The following is a 13,604-nucleotide window of genomic DNA, read 5'->3' as shown; positions in this document are numbered from 1 at the left end:
GTCTTGTAAAGACGATTCACCATCCGCGAATCGTACCTCAACTTCCCGAAATCCGCGAAATTCTTGCCCAGCCTGGCTAGCGTAACCCGGGGCCGCTCGCAAACGTTGATGCAGGTATCCCGGGTTGCGCGTTCCGCTCCACCCGGGCTACGCGTCACTCACCGAAATCCGGGAGCCGCACGATACCGTCGGTCGAAACCGCCGCCAGCGCATCCCTGATCCTGCGTCCCGCAATGACACGGTCGGGCGCGATTTCCGCGAGCGGCACCAGCACGAAGGCGCGCTCGAACAGGCGAGGGTGCGGCAGCGTCAATTCCGGCCGGTCGATCCTGACATCGTCATAGGCGATCAGGTCGAGATCGAGCGTGCGCGGGCCGAAGCGGCGTTCGGGGGAGCGGTCGCGGCCGAACTTGGTCTCGACCTTCTGCAGGCAGAACAAGAGCGCGTGGGGATCGAGGCTGGTCTCGATCTCGATGCAGGCATTGACGAAGCCTGGTTGCTGTTCGTCGCCCCAGGGAGGCGTGGCATAGTCCGCCGAGCGGGCCACCAGCGCGGCCTGCGTCATGCCGCAAACTTGCGGAATGGCCTTGTTGAACGTCGCGCGGACGTCGCCGAGATTGCCGCCCAATGCAATCAGCGCGCTAGCCATGCGCGGCCGTTTGCCGCGTGCGCGTCAGCACCACGCCGACATCCTCGAAGATCGCGGCGATTGGCGCGTGCGGCTTGTGCACGGTGACCTTGACCGCGCTGACGCGAGGGAAGGTCGACAGCACCGCGTCCGCCACCGCGCCCGCGGCTCGCTCCAGGAGCTTGTAATTGGTATCCTTGAATGCCTCGGTCGCGGTCGCCACCACATTGGAATAGGACACGGTGTCGGCAAGCTTGTCGGTGCGCGAGGATTCGGAGAGGTCGACGGAGAGTTCGAGATCGATGACGAAGCGCTGCCCGACTTCGCTCTCGTGTTCCATCACGCCGTGACGGGCATGGATGAAGATGCCGGTGATGAAGATCGTATCGGTCATTCCTGCTCCCTGATCGCTGCCGCCACCCGCAACGCCTGCACTGTTTCCGCGACATCGTGAGCGCGGATGATCTGCGCGCCGCTCTGTGCAGCGATGAGATGCGCCGCGATCGAGCCGCCGATGCGCTGGTGCGGCTCCGACGGCGTCACGGTGCTGATGAAGCGCTTGCGCGAGGCGCCGACGAGAAGCGGCAGGCCGAACGCGCGAAGCTCTGCGAGCCGCGCCAGCACCATCATGCTCTGCTGCGGCGTCTTGCCAAAGCCGATGCCGGGATCGAGCACGATCTGGTCGGCCGAAATGCCAGCCTTGGCGGCGATGTCGAGCGAACGGGCGAAGAAGGCCGAAACATCCTTCATGATGTCGATCGAGGGATCGGCCTGGTCGCGGTTATGCATGATGATGATAGGCACGTGCTGCGCCGCGACCAAGGGCGCCATGCCGGCATCGCGCTGCAGGCCCCAGACATCGTTGGCGATGAGCGCGCCGTGATCGAGCGCCCAGGCCACGACGTCCGATTTCATGCTGTCGATCGATACGGGCACGCCGAGCGAGACGACATCCGCCAGCACGGGCTGCAACCGCCGCAACTCCTCTTCTACCGAGACCGGCTGGGAACCGTAGGGGCGGGTGGATTCGGCGCCGATGTCGATGATGTCGGCGCCGTCGGCGACCATCTTGCGCGCCTGCGCCAGCGCCTGTTCGGGCGCGGTAAACCTGCCGCCGTCGGAAAAGGAATCCGGGGTGACGTTGAGCACGCCCATCACGGCCGGGTAGGGCCGGGATAGCAGCGCCGGCAGTACCGAAGTCCCGCCGGAATGGACGTCCCTTTGCATCGCAGCAATCATGCCGGTCGATTTGCGCGTCCCGCACCGGCGAGTCAAGCTGGGAATAGCGAACGAGCTTAGAGCATGATCCGGAAAAGTGGAAACCGGTTTTCCGAAAAGATCATGCTCAAACAAAGAGATGAGATCATAATCCGATTCCGTCTAATCGGATCATGATCTAGTAAGTGATCTTGGGCGGCAATTTGCGTGCGCGCTCGATCAGGAGCTCGACCGATTTTTCCGAAGGCAGGACGCGGACGAGCTTACGCTTGGTGTTCACGTCCTTCATGTTCTGTGCAAGCCGCGCCGGATTGCGCAGCGCGAGTTCGCGAACGGTGGTGACGCCGGCGGCGCGGACCAAGCCGACCTTTGCCTTGCCCATCCCGGGAATGCGCATGTAGTCGGAGACGTTGGCCCATTCGAGCAATTGTTGTTCGCTGATGCCGGTCTTGGCCGCGAGCACCTTGCGTCCCTTGACGGTGCGGGCGGCTTCGAGCAGCGCGTCCGTGGTGCGAATGCCCTGAGCCTTCAATTTCGAGGCGCAATAGGCGCTCAGACCATCGATCTCGGAAAGTGGATATGTCATGATGTCTGGTATTGAATGACTCAACCTGAGGGTGCGTTCAAGCAAATTGGCTGAGTCCTGGCGTCCCCGCGACGATCTCGCCCATCTGATCCGCTCCGAGTTTGTCGCGCCCGAACCGGAAAAGTTCACGCGCAATCTTCTGAACCTCATTCATGCTGAGGCCGAGCGCCATCAGCCTGGTGCCGACAGCCATCAATCCGCCGCCCATCAATCGCACGAGACCTGCACTGTTGTCCGCGGCCGCAATCGCCGCTTCCGCGCCTGGAATCTGGCCGATCAGCGCTTCAACCTGGCTGGATGGCCCCTCCCGACGGAGGAAACCCAGAACGATGCCGACGGTCTTTTCGGCGACAGCGCTATCGATGCCGGCCTCGGCGGCCAGCCGTCCAACCAGTTCGTCCATCTTGCCCCGCCCTCTGCCGGCTTGCCGCCGGACCTTGCTTGGGAATTGATCTTGAGCGCCTGTGTTGCGAATTACAAGCGACGAGCGCAGATGATCCCACTTTTCGTCCTCATCACAGGCGAAGTGTTGCAGTAATACAAGAGTACCTATGCTAATCGCGCTGTTCTATCGCGTTGCGTCATCGTTTTTTGAACGGCTCGCAAGCGAAAGAGAAATGAGAAGTGTGACGTCCGGGCGGCAAAAAAGCGCTGGCGGCGCTTGACAGTTTTAATCGACGGGCAAGATGCAATATGATGGGTGTGTTCGGCGAAGATGCCTTCCCGATACGCGCGAAGAGGCGATGCGATGGCGACTTCCGACAACAAGATTGCCGATACGGACGAGAAGATTTTTATCGGTAAGGGCGAACAAGCGGCGTGGCTGACACTTGCGCTCGCCAATCGCCACGGACTTGTTACCGGCGCAACGGGAACTGGCAAGACCGTCACACTGCAGGTGATGGCGGAAGGATTTGCGCGCGCTGGCGTTCCGGTCTTTGCCGCCGATATCAAGGGAGATCTGTCCGGGATCGCTGAAGTCGGCGAGGCCAAGGACTTCATTGTCAAGCGCGCCAGCGAGATGGGGCTGAAATTCCAGCCGGACCAGTTCTCGACGGTGTTCTGGGATGTGTTCGGCGAGCACGGGCATCCGGTGCGCGCGACCGTCACCGAGATGGGACCGCTGTTGCTGTCACGGATGCTTGATCTCAACGACGTCCAGGAAGGTGTTCTCAACGTCGCGTTCCGGGTCGCCGACGAGAACGGACTTGCACTGATCGACATGAAGGATCTGCGCGCGCTTCTGGATGCGATTGTGCCGTCTGGCGGCAAGAAAGCCGCCGATGATGAGGAAGATCCGCTGGAGCCGCTCCGCAAAGCAGCGCAGAGCTTCGGCAATGTCAGCAAGGCGACCGTTGGGACCATCCAGCGCCAGCTCCTGGTGCTGGAAAATCAGGGTGGCGCGAAATTCTTCGGCGAGCCGGCTTTGACGCTGAAGGATTTCATGAAGACCGACAGCGACGGCCGCGGCATCGTCAACATCCTCGCTGCCGACAAGTTGATGCAGAGCCCGCGGCTCTATGCAACCTTCCTGTTGTGGATGCTTTCAGAATTGTTCGAAGAACTGCCGGAGGCCGGCGACCTGCCGAAGCCGAAGCTGGTGTTCTTCTTCGACGAGGCGCATCTCTTGTTCAACGATGCGCCGAAAGCGCTGCTGGACAAGATCGAGCAGGTGGTGCGGCTGATCCGCTCCAAGGGCGTCGGCGTCTACTTCGTCACCCAGAATCCGATCGACGTGCCGGACAAGGTGCTCGCGCAATTGGGCAACCGCGTGCAGCATGCGTTGCGTGCCTTCACGCCGCGCGACCAGAAGGCGGTCGCGGCCGCCGCGCAAACGTTCCGGCCCAATCCGAAGCTCGATACCGCCCGCGTGATCATGGAACTCGGCAAGGGCGAGGCGCTGGTGTCCTTCCTCGAAGGAAGCGGTACGCCGTCGATGGTCGAGCGCGTGATGATCCGGCCGCCGTCAGCACGGATCGGGCCGGTTACGCCGGAGGAGCGCAAGAAGATCATCGACGCAAGCCCGTTCAAAGGTAAATACGATACCGCGATCGATTCCGAATCCGCTTACGAGATACTGCAGAAGCGGATCGAGGGGACGGCGCCGCCGGCGGACGGCTCTGAAGCTGGCGGAGGCGGTGGCATTCTCGGCCAGATCGGCGATATTGCCGCCACGATCTTTGGCACCAATGTGAGGCGCGGCAGGCTGTCGACCGGCCAGGTCATCGCGCGCAACGTCACGCGCTCGGTCACCAACAAGGTGATCGGCGGCATCGTGGCCGACGTCGGCAAATCGGTCGGCGGTCAGGTCGGCGGTTCGATCGGACGTGCACTGGTGCGCGGCGCGCTTGGCGGCTTGTTGCGGCGGTAGTGTCGGCTGCGACACCAGATTGTGACGAGGGATGGATTGCTTCGTCCGCTCCGCTTCTCGCAATGACGAACGGGGACTGCTCTCCGCTCCAACCACCGTCATTGCGAGCCACCCGGTCGGCGCGAAGCGCCGCCGGATGACAGGCTCCGCGAAGCAATCCCTGCGTTATCACGAAATGAAAAGGATCAACGGCTTGCTGATGTCTGGAACGAGCTTGTGCTGAGATACCCATCGCTTCGGGCACCGCTCGACATCCTGTTCTTCCTCGGCTGCATCGCGCTGACCGCCGATGTGCTCGTTCCCGAGATTTTCGGGCACGGCAAGACCAAGGATTATCCGTTGTGGTATTGGGCCGGGCAGCAGGTGCTGCAGGGCAAGGATCTCTATCCCGCCGATCCCCATACCTATTTTGATTTCATCTACCCGCCGCTGCCGGCGGTGCTGCTCGCCGCGCCCAGCTATTTCGGCAAGGTTGCGCTCTATCTCGCGCTCTCCCTGCTCAACATTGTCGCCTGGTGGATGACGGCGCAGTTGTCGCACGCGATGGCGGGATCGGGCCGCAAGCCGGGTTGGCTATTGGAGGCGCTGCCGGGCATCGTCACGCTCACATTTGTCTTTGATATGTTCGATCTCGGACAGCCGAACCTGATCCTGCTGGCGATGATGCTGTACGGATTCTGGCTGTTGCGGCTGAGCCGGCCGTGGTTCGCGGGAAGCATGTTTGCGCTGGCGACCGCGATCAAGGTGTTTCCGATAGCAGTATTGCCCTATCTGATCTGGCGCAGGCACTGGACGGCGGTTGCGAGTACGTTGGTGTTTCTCGCCGTGTTCTTGTTCGTGCTGCCGGCGCCGTTCCGCGGCTTCCAGCACAACGTCACGGAATTGAAGACCTGGTATCAGGGCATGGTCGGCTCGAGCTCGGAAAAGGGCTTCGGCCAACGCGACGAGCAGAACTGGTCCTGGGTGAACCAGTCGATCATCGCGATGACGCATCGGCTGACGCGTCCGGTCAACTACAACCAGGACGATCCGTTCAAGGCCAAGCCGGCGCGGTACATGAACATCGTCGATCTCGACTTCAAGACGTCGAACCTCATCGTGCTGGCGATCTCGCTCGCGCTCGGTCTCGGCTACATCGCGGTGATGCCGCCGGCGTCGCGCCGGACTGAAAAGTCCGATGCGGAGGAGATCGGCATCCTGTTCTGCCTGATGACGGTCGCCTCGCCACTGGCGCGGCAATACTACTTCCTCTGGCTGTTCTTCCCGATGACGGTCCTGATGCACCGCGCCGCCTTTGATCCGCGGCCGGCGGTCCGGACCGGGACGTGGATCCTGCTGGCCGTCGCCGGCTGCCTGCTCCTGTTGTCGCTGCCGCTGTTTCCGATCGATGTGCAGGCCTACGGTAACAATCTCGTGGCGACCATCGTGCTCGCGGGTGGATTGGTCTGGCATATGCGGCATTCGCCTGCGGCCGATGCCGCCGGCGCTTTGCCTCCGGCGGCAGGCGGGCTAAAACTCGGTGACAACAGCGCCCACAGCTAGGGAATTCAGCGATGTCCAGTCCAAAGCTTCAAGCCGTCCTCGACCGCATCGACGCCGATTTCGACAACAGCCTGGAGCGGCTGTTCTCGCTGCTGCGGATCAAATCGATCTCGGCCGATCCGGCCTTTGCGGCTGACTGCAAGGCGGCAGCCGAGCATCTCGCCAAGGATATCGCGACGCTTGGCTTCGCGGCCGAGGTCAGGCCGACCGCGGGCCATCCGGCCATCGTCGCCAAGGCCAATGGCAGCACGGATGGCCGGCCGCATGTGCTGTTCTACGGCCACTACGACGTGCAGCCGGTCGATCCGCTCGATCTCTGGCACCGTCCGCCGTTCGAGCCCGTCGTCACCGACCATGCCGACGGCCGCAAGATCATCGTTGCGCGCGGCGCGGAGGACGACAAGGGCCAGTTGATGACCTTCATCGAAGCCTGCCGCGCCTGGAAGCAGGTGGCGGGTTCGCTGCCGGTCGACATCACCATCTTGATCGAGGGCGAGGAGGAAGTCGGCTCGAAGAATTTCGTGCCCTTCCTGGAAGCCAACAAGTCGGAGTTCAAGGCCGATTTCGCGCTGGTCTGCGACACCGGCATGTGGGATCCGAACACGCCGGCGATCACCACTTCGTTGCGCGGACTGGTCTATGACGAGGTCAAGATCAAGGCCGCCAACCGCGATCTGCATTCCGGCGTGTTCGGCGGCGGCGCACAGAATCCGATCCGCGTGCTGACCCGCATTCTCGGCGGGCTGTTCGACGACAATGGCCGCATCACCATTCCCGGCTTTTACGATGGCGTGAAGGACCTGCCGGCGGATGTCCTGGAGCAGTGGAAGAAGCTCAACCTGACGCCCGAGAGTTTCCTGAAGCCGATCGGGCTCTCGGTGCCGGCCGGCGAGAAGGATCGTCTCCTGATCGAGCAGATCTCCTCGCGCCCGACCTGCGACATCAATGGCATCGTCGGCGGCTATATCGGTGAAGGCTCGAAGACGGTGATCCCGTCGCTTGCCTCGGCCAAGATCTCGTTCCGCCTGGTCGAAGGGCAGGATCCCGCCAAGATCCGAAAGGCGTTCCGCGATTATGTGACCTCGCGGATCCCGGCCGATTGTTCGGTCGAGTTCGGCGACCATTCCAGCGCGCCCGCGATCGCGCTTGACTGGAACATGAAGCCGCTCGCCGCCGCCAGGCGCGCGCTGACCGAAGAGTGGGGCAAGGAAGCGGTTCTCATGGGATCAGGCGCATCGATCCCGATCGTCGCCGATTTCAAGCGCACACTCGGCCTCGATTCGCTTCTGGTCGGCTTCGGGCTCGACGACGACAATATCCATTCGCCGAACGAGAAATACGACCTCAAGAGCTTCCACAAGGGCATCCGCTCCTGGGCCCGCATCCTGGCCGCGCTTGCGGAGCAGAAATAGTTTCAGCACGGCGTAGGCGGTAGGGTGGGCAAAGCGCCTACACGCGCCAATGTATAAACGAGCACAGGCGGAAGCGTGCCCACCATTGCGAGCGGAGTGCTGATGGTGGGCACGCTTCCGCCGGCGTTCGTTTGAACGGCGGCGCAAGAAGTCGCTTTGCCCACCCTACGGCATCACCCTTAAAAGCTAAAACGCCGCCCGGAATTGGGCGGCGTTTTTATTCGGTCGTGCAGAGGTTCTTGGAAGCAACCTTACACCAAAATCCCGAAAATTCAATTGCGGAAGCTCGGGTCGATGCGGTCGAGCTTGCGGAGCAGGGGTGGCCACACCAGCGTCGTCGAGCGCAGTTCGGCGCGGTCTGGATTGGAGAGCAGCGTGGTGTTCTTGTCGATCACGGACTGCTCGACCGGGTAGACGGTCGGGCCCTGCATGCGGGTGCGCACCTGCATGGTGCAGGCCCTCTCCAAATGGTACATGCGCTCGAAGGCGGAGGCGACGGAGCGGCCGACCGTCAGCGTGCCGTGGTTGCGCAACAGCATGTGGTTCCTGTTGCCGATGTCCCGCTGCAGCCGCGGGCGCTCGTCATGATCGAGCGCGATGCCCTCATAGTCGTGATAGGCGAGATCATGGGTGACGAGCTGGGCGGTCTGGTTCAGCGGCAGCAGCCCTTCCGGGCAGCTCGAGACCGCGGTGCCGTCAGGCGTGTGCAGATGGAGCACGCAGCCGGCGTCCTCGCGCACCTCGTGGATGGCGGAATGGATGGTGAAGGCGGCGGGGTTGATGTTGTAGTCGGTCTTGGACAGCAGGTTGCCGTTGAGATCGACCTTGACCAGGCTGGAGGCCGTGATCTCCTCGAACATCAGGCCATACGGATTGATCAGGAAATGATGCTCCGGCCCCGGCACGCGCGCCGAGATGTGGGTGTCGACCAGATCGTCCCAGCCGTACAGCGCCACGAGGCGGTAGCAGGCGGCGAGGTTGACGCGCTGTTGCCACTCGGCATCCGTCATATCCGACGGCACTTCCTTCAAGCGAGCTTCCGCTGGCGACATGACCGGCTTCTCCCATGTGTCGATTTGTCAACGGGAAGCGTAACCTTGCCGCCAGCCGGCAGCAAGGCAGGTTCGGGGTGCCTGATATGCGGTGCCGGCGAAAGCCAGATTACGGGGCGGGGATCGCGAGCAGGCTCGAGATGCTGCGGCCGCGGATGTCGTAGACGCGGGCGAACACGACATCGTCGCGCTTGATCTCGACCAGCACGGGCGCGGTCAGGCCCTTGCAGTAGAACTCGGCGAGCGTCATGGCGAAATCGGCGGACTGGCTGTCCCAGCCGATGGTGAAGTCCGGGCCGAGCGCAACCTGCGCCGGGCGCTGCGGGCCGCAGACGGCGACCTTCCATTTTCCGTTAAGCGGCGGAATTTCCTGCCGCTCGATCAATTGCTCGCGCAGGCCGTCGGAAGCCTGCTTCAGGGCCAGGCCCCAGTAGTCGAGCATGAACAGGTCGTCGGCACCGCGGACCGTGCCGGCAATGTGGTTGAAGTGGGTATATTGGTAAGGATGCAGCCGGATCATCTCGCTGAGCGGCAGCAGCAGGCCGAAGGTGAAGACGGCGAGCGCCACCGGCTGCCAGCTCCGACGCTTTTCGCCGAGCCAGTCCATGGTGCGGGCGAAGGCAAAGCCCGCCAGCACCGCCATCGGCGGGATCACGAAAATGAAATGGCGGATGCCGTTATAAAGCGCCGGCCGCTTCACCATTGCGATGACCAGCGGCAGCGTTGCCGCCAGCGTCAGCATCAGCAGGACGGTCTTGCGCCGCGCGGCGACGTCGGCGCGCGACAGCGACATCAAGCTCATGACAACCGCTGCGACCAGGAGGCCCAGCAGCACCTCGGGAAGCTGCAGCGCGAACAACGTCGGCAGATAGGACCACGGCATGTCCGGCACCGAGACCAGCGCGCCGTCGAACATCTCCTTCCAGGGCTTCTCGAAGAAGTGCGAGAAATAGGTGACGGCCTCGAGCGGGTGGCCCGGTTCCATGATCGACCACGGCCAGATCAGGCCCATCACCAGATAGCCGAAGATCAGCCCGGGCAGCAGCACGTAGACCACATGGACGAAGCGATACGCCGCCTCGCGCGGGCCTTGCTTGCGGACTTCTTCAAGCAGCAACGGCACGAAACCCACCGCAGCGTAGATCAATGCCAGACCGCCGAGAACCCGGCAGCCGAGCGAAAGCCCGGCGCCAAACCCGACGATCAGGATGGTGCGCGGCGAGGGAGCCGGATATTCCTCGGCAAGGCGCACAAGGCCCATCAGCAGGATCACCATCGCCACCGCGAATGGCGCGTCCTTCGGGTTCATGAACATATGACCGTAGAAGGTCGGGCACAGCGCGAGCAACAGCAGCGCGGCAAGGCCGGCCAGCGGGCCGCCCACGCGGCGGCCGAGCCGCCAGCTCACCGCAAGCCCGATCACGCCAACGACGGCGCCGAGCAGCCGGCGGGTTTCGAACAATTCGAGCGGGATGACCTTGTGCAGGAGCGCCGCGGCCATGTCGAAACCGCCGCCATACATGTACAGATTGGCGAATGACAGCGCGCCGGTGTCCTTGAAGCCGGAACCATACATGCGCAGCAGCAGGTCGGCGTATTCGGCGTGGGTATAATCGTCCCAGCCCAGCCCGTAATCGCGGAACGTGAGGCCTGCGATCAGGGCGACCGCGCTTAGCACGATGATCGCAAGATCATCGCAAGTCTTTTCCACCGAGCGCCGCGCGGGCGTTTCGATGGCAGAAGTCGTAATGGATGACATGGCTATTGGTGACCCGGCGTCCCTCGGCCCTGCTGGCGCTTTAGGGCCTCATTCCCCGGCATCCATATAGCGCAGTTCCACTAACGAGTAATTGGGAATTGTGGCGTAATTTACTGATGCGTCGCAGCAATTTGGCATCAATTCGTAGCCGGTAGATCTACGGGGGACGCGTTGCCGGCGGCTGCCCTGAGAAGCGAACGGAGCGGTAATCCTGTTCAAGATCCGGATAGGAACCGTCTCCGGAATTGTTGGTTGGCGATGCACATAATATGACGGTATCGTGGAATAAGGGGCCGGCGCATAGATTTGGCGCGGTTTTCGGGGGTGAGTTTGATGATGGTCGGGATGTTGGTCGCGGGTTTTGGCCTGCTTTTGGCAGGCCTGCTGGCGATCGGCTATGGCATTCAATACAAGGAATTCAGCGTCGGCAGCACGCTGATCCTCTCCGGTGTATTCGGCTTCTGCACCGGCCTGATCATGTTCGGCCTTTGGCTCAACGTCCGGGAGCTGCGGAATCTCGCCCGGCGCCTGGGTACCGGGATGCCTGCAGAGGAGCCCCACGAATTTTCGCTGCCGCCGGACGCACCCGTTGCACCGCGTGCCGCGGCTGCGTCCGAGGGTGGATTCCCGTTCAGGCGCGGTCAACCAGCGGCAGAAGGTTCTGGGGACGGCGAGCCGGTGGTACCGGCGGCGGCTGGTGCGACCCCGCCGCCCTGGTATCACGAGGCCGCCGCGCGCGATCGTGCCCGCAACGAGGTGCCGCCCGTCACTCCGCCAGGCGCGGAACCGTCGGAGGTTGGCCCGGCAGGTCCCAAGCGGCGCAACCTGATGTTCTCTTCCACGCGCAAGGAGCGCGAACGGGGCCCGGCGCGCTCAGGCGAGCCTTTGACCCCCGACATGCTCTCGCCGGAGCCGCGTTCGAATCCACTGGCGCCGGCCGCCGAATCGGGCGAGTCGCAGCAGGGGAACTTCGATGACACGTGGCCGAGGCCGGAGCGGCAACGGCCCTCCGACCTTCCGCCGCGCCGCGTGCCGCGCACGCCCTTGACCCCAGGCGAGAGCCCCAGCGCGCCGGTGGCCGACCGTCGTCCGCCGCAGCCGCAGGAGCAGCCGCCGGTGACGGTGCTGAAATCGGGCGTCGTCGACGGCATGGCCTATTCGCTCTATTCCGACGGCTCGATCGAGGCGCAGATGCCGGAAGGCATGATGCGCTTCGCCTCCATCGACGAGCTGCGGGCGCATCTCGAGCAGCGTTCGTCGTAGACCGGGAAATACTTGCAATCGCGCGTCTTGAAAAATAAAGCCGCGTAGTTCTTGCTAGATTCCTGGTAGTCCGCGCATATTAGCAAGTAATGCGGGGCTCCGCTGATGTATTGGCGTAGCGCCGATATTGTCCGCGGTCCCGCCCCGTTGCCAACGTCCAAGCCTCAAGAGAAGGTTGCGCGATGACCGATGCCACCGGCAAAAGCCCTGTCGAACTGACCGCCAACATCGTATCGGCCTATCTCAGCAACAATCCGACCCAGGCCTCGGATATCCCCAACCTGATCAGCCAGGTGCATGCCGCGCTGATGCGGGTCGCCAGCGGACGGACCGAGGCGCCGCTCGAGCCGGCCAAGCCCGCGGTGCCCGTGAAGAAATCGGTTACGTCAGAATATTTGGTCTGCCTGGAAGACGGCAAGCGATTCAAGTCGCTGAAGCGCCACCTGCGCACGCAGTACAACATGACGCCGGAACAATACCGGGAGAAATGGGGGCTGCCGGCCGACTATCCGATGGTCGCGCCGAACTATGCGGTAGCGCGCTCACAGCTCGCCAAGAAGATGGGCCTCGGCCAGCAGCAGCGGAAGCGGAAGTAGCATAGCGTTTTCGAGCGAAGTGGATTCCGGTTCGCCTGAATAAAACGCGTCAAATACACGAGCTAGGAAGCGGCGGTTGCGAGCGTCTCGCGGGCATCCGAGCGGATACGCTCGATCATCGAGCGAAATCCGTTGGAGCGCTGTGGCGTCAGGTGCTCGCGGAACCCGAACTCATCGAAAATCGCGGCGGCATCCGTCGCCAGGATTTCCTTGGGCGTGCGGTCCGAATAAAGCGTCAGCAGGATCGCGATCAGCCCGCGCACGATATGCGCGTCGCTGTCGCCGAGATAATGCAGCCGCGGCTCGCCGTTGCCGGCGCGGTCGATCTTCCTGGAGAGCCAGACCTGGCTCGCGCAGCCCTGCACCTTGTTGACTGCGGAATGCTCTTCCTCCGGCATCGGTGCAAGCGTGCGGCCGAGTTCGATGACGTACCGGTACCGGTCGTCCCACTCGTCGAGCAGCGAGAAATTCTCCCTGATTTCGTCGATCGTCATCATCACCCGCGTCCCATCACTCCAATCGTTATATAGGGTCGCGGGCGGCCGAATGCGATGAAAATGCAGCCGGTTCCGGCTTATTTTGCGGTCACGGCGCGGGCGGCGGCCGCCATTCGATGGCCTGGTCGTCGGCCGTCAGGGTGTCGCGGGACGCGACCAGGGAGACCTCGGCATCCCCAGGCGAGCCGATCGAGCCGGTGTGGTCCGGCGACTTCTTGTCGATGATGATCTGATAGATTTTCCTTGCACCGTCGGTGGCACGCTGACCGATCACGGTCGCAGCCTGGCCGCCGACCTCGCAGGCTGCGGGCTGGCGCTTGCAGAACTGGCCCATGTCGCTGACAGCAGCGGTCGCCGCCTGCACGGCTTCGGCGGCGCCGATCTGCGGCAGCTTTTCCGATTCAGGTGTTTTGTCCCTTGGCAGCAGCACGAGCACGAGCCCGAGCCAGAATGCCATGCGCAGCAGGAAAAACATCTCGCGACCCCGTCATCTTCGTTTGCGGTTGATCCGCAATTCGCACGTGACTAGCAGCGGTCAATAAAACGCAAGTGTTTGCCTTGAAGTTAAATCGTCGAAAATTCGCGGAAAATGCGCGCCAAAATCCGCACGCGTCTCGATTCGGTGTAAATTTTCGATTGATGCCAGCGAGCTGCGGCAAGATGCGCGAGCCCCGCTCGTC

At 62.8% G+C, this 13,604-nt stretch carries 14 protein-coding genes; 5 read left to right on the top strand and 9 right to left on the bottom strand.

Annotation, left to right across the window (positions count from 1 at the left end; translation table 11 throughout):
* Positions 1-154: 154 nt before the first annotated feature.
* The 5 genes from folK to AAFX91_RS16900 all read right to left on the bottom strand — a co-directional run bounded on the left by folK (position 155) and on the right by AAFX91_RS16900 (position 2,835).
* Positions 155-649: a 2-amino-4-hydroxy-6-hydroxymethyldihydropteridine diphosphokinase gene (gene folK, locus AAFX91_RS16920; RefSeq protein WP_130581102.1), complete on the bottom strand. Its 495-nt coding sequence runs from the start codon at positions 647-649 to the stop codon at positions 155-157.
* Complete coding sequence (gene folB, locus AAFX91_RS16915; protein WP_130581101.1) at positions 642-1,022, bottom strand: dihydroneopterin aldolase; 381 nt, start codon at positions 1,020-1,022, stop codon at positions 642-644. The genes folK and folB overlap by 8 nt, the downstream gene beginning before the upstream one ends.
* Complete coding sequence (gene folP / locus AAFX91_RS16910; RefSeq protein ID WP_394567189.1) at positions 1,019-1,855, bottom strand: dihydropteroate synthase; 837 nt, start codon at positions 1,853-1,855, stop codon at positions 1,019-1,021. The genes folB and folP overlap by 4 nt, the downstream gene beginning before the upstream one ends.
* Before the next feature lie 169 nt (positions 1,856-2,024).
* A complete protein-coding gene (locus AAFX91_RS16905) occupies positions 2,025-2,432 on the bottom strand; it encodes a DUF4332 domain-containing protein (protein ID WP_130581099.1) in 408 nt (135 codons plus the stop codon).
* Positions 2,433-2,469: 37 nt separating this feature from the next.
* Positions 2,470-2,835 (bottom strand): DUF2267 domain-containing protein, encoded by a 366-nt coding sequence (locus tag AAFX91_RS16900; RefSeq protein ID WP_130581098.1) that lies wholly within the window; start codon positions 2,833-2,835, stop codon positions 2,470-2,472.
* Between the two features lie 345 nt (positions 2,836-3,180).
* On the opposite strand from AAFX91_RS16900, the gene AAFX91_RS16895 reads away from it, so the two are divergent.
* From AAFX91_RS16895 to AAFX91_RS16885, 3 genes are all read left to right on the top strand, one after another.
* Positions 3,181-4,803, top strand: coding sequence for a helicase HerA-like domain-containing protein (locus tag AAFX91_RS16895; RefSeq protein ID WP_394567188.1), 1,623 nt, complete (start codon positions 3,181-3,183; stop codon positions 4,801-4,803).
* Positions 4,804-5,019: 216 nt separating this feature from the next.
* Positions 5,020-6,345 carry a glycosyltransferase family 87 protein gene (locus tag AAFX91_RS16890; protein ID WP_394567187.1) on the top strand — a complete coding sequence of 442 codons (1,326 nt, stop codon included), beginning with the start codon at positions 5,020-5,022 and terminating at the stop codon, positions 6,343-6,345.
* 11 nt (positions 6,346-6,356) lie between these two features.
* Positions 6,357-7,757, top strand: a complete 1,401-nt coding sequence (locus AAFX91_RS16885) for a M20/M25/M40 family metallo-hydrolase (RefSeq protein WP_394567186.1) — start codon at positions 6,357-6,359, stop codon at positions 7,755-7,757.
* Positions 7,758-8,029: 272 nt separating this feature from the next.
* On the opposite strand, the gene AAFX91_RS16880 is transcribed toward AAFX91_RS16885, so the two are convergent.
* Together AAFX91_RS16880 and AAFX91_RS16875 are read right to left on the bottom strand one after the other, a co-directional pair.
* Positions 8,030-8,809 (bottom strand): class II aldolase/adducin family protein, encoded by a 780-nt coding sequence (locus tag AAFX91_RS16880; RefSeq protein WP_394567185.1) that lies wholly within the window; start codon positions 8,807-8,809, stop codon positions 8,030-8,032.
* A 109-nt stretch (positions 8,810-8,918) separates the two neighbouring features.
* On the bottom strand, positions 8,919-10,568 hold the full coding sequence (locus AAFX91_RS16875; RefSeq protein WP_394567184.1) for a glycosyltransferase family 39 protein: 1,650 nt from the start codon (positions 10,566-10,568) through the stop codon (positions 8,919-8,921).
* Positions 10,569-10,904: 336 nt separating this feature from the next.
* On the opposite strand from AAFX91_RS16875, the gene AAFX91_RS16870 reads away from it, so the two are divergent.
* On the top strand, positions 10,905-11,831 hold the full coding sequence (locus AAFX91_RS16870; protein WP_394567183.1) for a DUF308 domain-containing protein: 927 nt from the start codon (positions 10,905-10,907) through the stop codon (positions 11,829-11,831).
* Between the two features lie 182 nt (positions 11,832-12,013).
* Complete coding sequence (locus AAFX91_RS16865; protein ID WP_282530963.1) at positions 12,014-12,427, top strand: MucR family transcriptional regulator; 414 nt, start codon at positions 12,014-12,016, stop codon at positions 12,425-12,427.
* Between the two features lie 62 nt (positions 12,428-12,489).
* Here the strand turns inward: AAFX91_RS16865 and AAFX91_RS16860 are convergent, their stop codons facing one another.
* Both AAFX91_RS16860 and AAFX91_RS16855 read right to left on the bottom strand, forming a co-directional pair.
* Complete coding sequence (locus AAFX91_RS16860) at positions 12,490-12,921, bottom strand: SufE family protein (RefSeq protein WP_394567190.1); 432 nt, start codon at positions 12,919-12,921, stop codon at positions 12,490-12,492.
* Positions 12,922-13,012: 91 nt separating this feature from the next.
* The gene (locus AAFX91_RS16855) at positions 13,013-13,399 is read right to left on the bottom strand and encodes a DUF5330 domain-containing protein (RefSeq protein WP_130583383.1); all 387 of its coding nucleotides are present in this window, start codon (positions 13,397-13,399) and stop codon (positions 13,013-13,015) included.
* Between the last annotated feature and the right edge of the window lie 205 nt (positions 13,400-13,604).

The organism is Bradyrhizobium sp. 31Argb, assembly GCF_043638955.1.
Classification (GTDB): Bacteria; Pseudomonadota; Alphaproteobacteria; order Rhizobiales; family Xanthobacteraceae; genus Bradyrhizobium.
This window is presented reverse-complemented; position numbering and strand designations above follow the sequence as displayed.